The organism is Streptomyces sp. NPDC001843 (assembly GCF_042891955.1).
Lineage (GTDB): Bacteria > Actinomycetota > Actinomycetes > Streptomycetales > Streptomycetaceae > Streptomyces.
The window spans coordinates 1-5,012 of the sequence record NZ_JBIATQ010000039.1 but is presented as its reverse complement, the minus strand read 5'-3'; the positions used below and the strand labels follow the sequence as shown (position 1 = coordinate 5,012).

Sequence of the window (5,012 nt, the reverse complement as noted above, 5' to 3'; positions counted from 1 at the left end):
TCCCTTCGGTCTTGCGTTTCCGACTCTATCAGATCTTTTCTCGATCCGATTTCCTCGGTGCTTTCCAGGTTTCCCGCTCTCGCGGTTTCCCTTTCTGGCGCTTCCGACTCTATCAGATCCTTTCGGCGTCCGATTCCCCGTCGGAGGGGGGTGCCTTCCCGGCCCTTCGGCCGTTCCGACGAGTGAGACTTTAGCGGATTCCTTGACTCCGACCTAATCGGGCGGGGCCTACGTCCTTTCGAACGCGGATTCCTCATTCGCGCACGAATACGCGCGCCAAAGAACACGGCGAAAGTTCGCCGAGTAGTGGCTGGTACCTGCGGAATGGCTGTCCGGGGACCGACCGGAGTCGGCTCTCACGTCGAACAACTCGAAGAACCTTACGGATCAGGCCGAGGTGTGTCAACTCCCGGCGGGACGGGGCTCCGGAGGCGTAGTCTGCGGTCCATGACTACGCGTACGTGCCACCAGCAGTGGTGGGCCGCCTGACGGCGGCCGAGTTCACGTATGCGCTCAACGGCCGCCGCCTCGGCGGCCGTTCTCGTATCCCCCTCCAGGGCTCCTGAGGGCCGGCCGCCGGGGCGGCGGTCTCGACCAGGAGGTGGAGTGGAGATGACACGGGTCTTCAGCGGGATCAAGCCGACCGGGCACCTGACGCTGGGGAACTACCTGGGCGCCATGCGGCGGTGGGCCGAGGTGGACCAGCACGGGGCGGACGCCTTGTTCTGCGTCGTCGATCTGCACGCCCTCACCGTGGACCACGATCCGGCGCGGGTGCGCAGGCTCAGTCGGCAGGCGGCGACGCTGTTGCTGGCGGCGGGGCTGGATCCGCAGCTCTGCACGGTGTTCGTGCAGAGCCATGTCGACGAGCACGCGAGGCTGTCGTACGTGCTCGAGTGCGTGGCGACCGACGGTGAGATGCGGCGGATGATCCAGTACAAGGAGAAGGCGGCGCGGGAGCGGGCGCGGGGCCGGAGTGTGCGGCTGTCGCTGCTGACGTACCCGGTGCTGATGGCTGCGGACATCCTGGCGTACCGGACCGATGAGGTGCCGGTGGGGGACGACCAGACGCAGCACGTGGAGTTGGCGCGGGATCTGGCGGTGCGGTTCAACCAGCGGTACGGGCAGACGTTCGTGGTGCCGAGGGCGGCGCGTCCCCAGGTGGCGGCGCGGGTGATGAACCTGCAGGAGCCGGCTTCGAAGATGGGGAAGAGCGACGACTCCGGGCCGGGGATCGTGTACCTGCTCGACGAGCCGGACACGGTGCGGAAGAAGGTCATGCGGGCCGTGACCGACAGCGGGCGGGATGTCGTCTACGACCGGGAGGGGCGGCCCGGGGTGGCGAACCTGCTGGAGATTCTCGCTGCCTGTACGGGTGGGGACCCGAGGGCTCTGGGTGAGGCGTACGCATCGTACGGGGCGCTGAAGAAGGACACCGCGGAGGCCGTCGTCGAGGTGCTGCGGCCCGTGCAGGCGCGGCACAAGGACTTGTGCGCGGATCCTTCGTACGTGGAGGACGTGTTGCGTCGCGGGGCGGACAGAGCCCGGGCCATGGCACGGCCGACCGTGGATGCCGCTTATCGGGCGATCGGGCTGCTGCCCGCGGGCGCGGAGGCCGTGGTGAACGCGGCACGGTAGTCGCGGGGGCTGGTGGCGAGGCGCGCTGCGAAGTGCTGGCGCATTGTGACCTCGCTGCCGAAGCCGGCGCGGCGGGCGACCTCGGGCATGGGGAGGTCGGTGCGTTCGAGAAGTTTCTGGGCCGCGGCGATGCGCTGGTCGAGGAGCCAGCGGAGGGGGGTGGTACCCGTCGCCGCCGTGAAGTGGCGGGCGAAGCTGCGGGGGGACATGCCCGCGTGGGCCGCCAGGGCGGCGACCGTCAGGGGTTCGTGGAGGTGGCGCAGGGCGTGTTCGCGTACGTCGGCGAGGGCGTCGGCCTCGCGGTCCGCGCGCGGGGTGGGGTGCTCGATGAACTGCGCCTGGGTGCCGGTGCGGAAGGGGGCGGTGACCATGGAGCGGGCGATGGTGGCCGCCGCCTCGGCGCCGTGGGCGCGGCGGACCAGGTGGAGGCAGAGGTCGATGCCGGCGGCGGTGCCGGCCGAGGTCCAGATGTTGTCGTCCTCGATGAAGAGGGCGTCGGGTTCGACGCTGATCTCGGGGTACTGGGTCCGGAGCTGTGGTGCGAGGTACCAGTGGGTGACCGCCCGGCGGCCGTCGAGGAGGCCCGCCTGCGCGAGGGCGAAGGCACCGGCGCAGAGGGCGGCGACCGGGGTGCCTGCGGCGTGAGCGCGGCGCAGCGCCTCGAGAACGGGGGCGGGGACCGCGGTATCGGGGTCGCCGAGACCCGGGACTATGACCAGGTCGGCCTTGTCGAGCCAGTCGAGAGGGCGGTCGGGGGTGAGGGTCAGGCCGCCGGGCATGGGGATGGAGGTGCCGGGGGCGATGGCGACGCGGCGTAGTTCGAAGGGCGGGACGCCACGGAGTGTGCGTTCGCTGCCCCAGACCTCGGTGATGACGGAGACGTCGAAGGCGCGGATGCCGGGAAAGGCGACCAGGGCGACACGTTGCATGGGTTCATGATGGCAGCAAGCCATCGATGGGTGTCATTGCTGCCACTGGTGAGCCGACCGCCGGGTCGGCAGCATCCTGGGCATGGAGAAGACACAGCTTCAGGTCACCGACAACGCGGCGCTCGTGATCGTCGACGTGCAGAAGGGGTTCGAGGACGGGTTCTGGGGGCGACGGAACAATCCGGAGGCGGAGGGGAACATCGCCGCGCTCATCGATGTCTGGCAGGCGACAGGGCGGCCGGTCGTGTTCGTGCGGCACGACTCGCCTGCACAGTCGAGGTCTCCCCTGCGGGTCGGATACGAGGGCAACGACTTCAAGGACTTCGTTCAGGAGCGGCGGGGCAAGGGTTCGGGGCCTGAGGTGCTGGTGACGAAGTCGGTGAATTCGGCGTTCTACGGTGAGCCGGACCTGGACAAGTGGCTGAGGGGTGCGGGGGTGCGGCAGGTCGTGATCGCCGGCATCCAGACCAACATGTGCAACGAGACGACGGCCCGGATGGGCGGCAACCTCGGCTACGAGGTGCTGTTCCCGCTCGATGCCATGCACACGTTCGACCTGGCCGGGCCCTTCGGGTGGACGGCGACCGCGGACGAGTTGTCGCGGGCGACGGCGGTGTCGCTGCACGGGGGCCGCTTCGCGCGTGTGGTGACCACGAGGGATGTGGTGGAGGCGGCCGGGTGACCGTGTCCGGGCGGGTCGGGCCTCCTGCCGGTCAGTCCTTCTTGCCCGAGGCCAGTTCGCGGCTGCGGTCGCGGGCCGCTTCGAGGGCGGCGATGAGGGCGGCCCGTACGCCGTGGTTCTCCAGTTCGCGGATGGCGTTGATCGTGGTGCCCGCGGGGGACGTGACGTTCTCGCGGAGCTTGACCGGGTGCTCGCCGCTGTCGCGGAGCATGGTGGCCGCGCCGATGGCGGACTGGACGATCAGGTCGTGGGCCTTGTCGCGGGGCAGGCCGAGCAGGATGCCGGCGTCGGTCATGGCTTCGACCAGGTAGAAGAAGTACGCGGGGCCGGAGCCGGAGAGTGCGGTGCAGGCGTCCTGCTGGGACTCGGGGACGCGGAGGGTCTTGCCGACGGCGCCGAAGATCTCCTCGGTGTGGGTGAGGTGTCCGGCGGTGGCGTGGGTGCCGGCGGAGATGACGGACATGGCCTCGTCGACGAGGGCGGGGGTGTTCGTCATGACGCGGACGACCGGGGTGCCGGGGGCGAGGCGCTCCTCGAAGAAGGAGGTGGGGATGCCGGCGGCGCCGCTGATGATCAGGCGGTCGGTGGGGACGTGGGGGGCGAGTTCGTCGAGGAGCGTGCCCATGTCCTGCGGCTTGACCGTGAGGATGAGGGTGTCGGCGGTCTTGGCGGCCTCGGCGTTGGTGACCGGGGTGACTCCGTAGCGGGTGCGGAGTTCTTCGGCGCGTTCGCGGCGGCGGGCGGTGACCAGGAGGTCCGCGGGGGCCCAGCCGGCTCGGATCATTCCGCTGAGCAGGGCTTCGCCGATCTTCCCGGTGCCGAGGACTGCGACTTTCTGAGTCATGGGGTCATTTTCGCACCGGGGGTGCGGGGGCCGGGGGTCTGTCCGGTGGGCGGGATGTTCCCGCCCCCGCCGCCCCTACCCTTCCCGTACCCAGGGGCTCCGCCCCCTGGACCCCCGATCGGCCTGAACGGCCTCGTCCTCGAACTCCCCCAGAGGGGGCACCCCAGACGGGCTGGTGATGTCACGCCGTTCGGCGGCGCAACGTGGCTGCGCCCAGGGTCAGTACCAGGAGCGCGCAGCCCGCCACGATCAGGACGTCTCGTACGAATGTCGTCGTCATGTCCGTGTGGTGGAGGACCTCGTTCATGCCGTCGACCGCGTAGGACATGGGGAGGGCGTCGGAGATGGCTTCCAGGGCCGGGTGCATGGCGGGGCGGGGGGTGAAGAGGCCGCAGAGGAGGAGTTGGGGGAAGATCACCGCGGGCATGAACTGGACCGCCTGGAATTCGGAGGCCGCGAAGGCGGAGACGAAGAGGCCGAGGGCTGTGCCGAGGAGGGCGTCCAGGAGGGCGACGAGGAGGAGCAGCCAGGGGCTGCCCGTGACGTCGAGGCCCAGGACCCAGAGCGCCAGGCCCGTCGCCAGTGCCGACTGGATGATCGCCAGGGCGCCGAAGGCGAGCGCGTAGCCGGCGATGAGGTCGCCCTTGCGGAGGGGCATGGCGAGGAGGCGTTCGAGGGTGCCGGAGGTGCGTTCGCGCAGGGTGGCGATGGAGGTCACCAGGAACATCGTGATCAGCGGGAAGATGCCTAGTAGTGCTTCGTTAGGTTCTGGATCTCCTCGTCGGCAGGGGGCGGCCGCAGGTGGTGCAGGTGCCGGTCCAGCGCCTCAGCAGGTCCTGAAGGGCATCGAGGACCTGGTAGAGGGTCAGGCCGGCGTCTGGGCTTTTGGGTCGAGCCGCCGGAGGGTGAGGAAGGCCTG

Annotated in this window: 4 protein-coding genes and 1 pseudogene; 2 read left to right on the top strand and 3 right to left on the bottom strand. The window is 69.8% G+C overall.

The window, feature by feature from the left end; genetic code table 11:
• Positions 1-612: 612 nt before the first annotated feature.
• Positions 613-1,638: a tryptophan--tRNA ligase gene (trpS, locus tag ACFYZQ_RS40215; protein WP_389159267.1), complete on the top strand. Its 1,026-nt coding sequence runs from the start codon at positions 613-615 to the stop codon at positions 1,636-1,638.
• On the opposite strand, the gene ACFYZQ_RS40210 is transcribed toward trpS, so the two are convergent.
• On the bottom strand, positions 1,578-2,567 hold the full coding sequence (locus ACFYZQ_RS40210; RefSeq protein WP_389159265.1) for a GlxA family transcriptional regulator: 990 nt from the start codon (positions 2,565-2,567) through the stop codon (positions 1,578-1,580). The two genes, trpS and ACFYZQ_RS40210, sit on opposite strands and share 61 nt — an antisense overlap.
• 82 nt (positions 2,568-2,649) lie before the next feature.
• Here ACFYZQ_RS40210 and ACFYZQ_RS40205 point away from each other — a divergent pair, with 82 nt between their 5' ends.
• Positions 2,650-3,249, top strand: coding sequence for a cysteine hydrolase family protein (locus ACFYZQ_RS40205; RefSeq protein WP_389159263.1), 600 nt, complete (start codon positions 2,650-2,652; stop codon positions 3,247-3,249).
• A gap of 31 nt (positions 3,250-3,280) precedes the next feature.
• Here ACFYZQ_RS40205 and proC read toward each other — a convergent pair whose 3' ends face one another.
• Together proC and ACFYZQ_RS40195 are read right to left on the bottom strand one after the other, a co-directional pair.
• A complete protein-coding gene (gene proC / locus ACFYZQ_RS40200) occupies positions 3,281-4,093 on the bottom strand; it encodes a pyrroline-5-carboxylate reductase (RefSeq protein WP_389159261.1) in 813 nt (270 codons plus the stop codon).
• A gap of 181 nt (positions 4,094-4,274) precedes the next feature.
• Positions 4,275-4,850 (bottom strand): annotated as a pseudogene (locus tag ACFYZQ_RS40195) (ABC transporter permease); the annotation flags it as partial.
• Between the last annotated feature and the right edge of the window lie 162 nt (positions 4,851-5,012).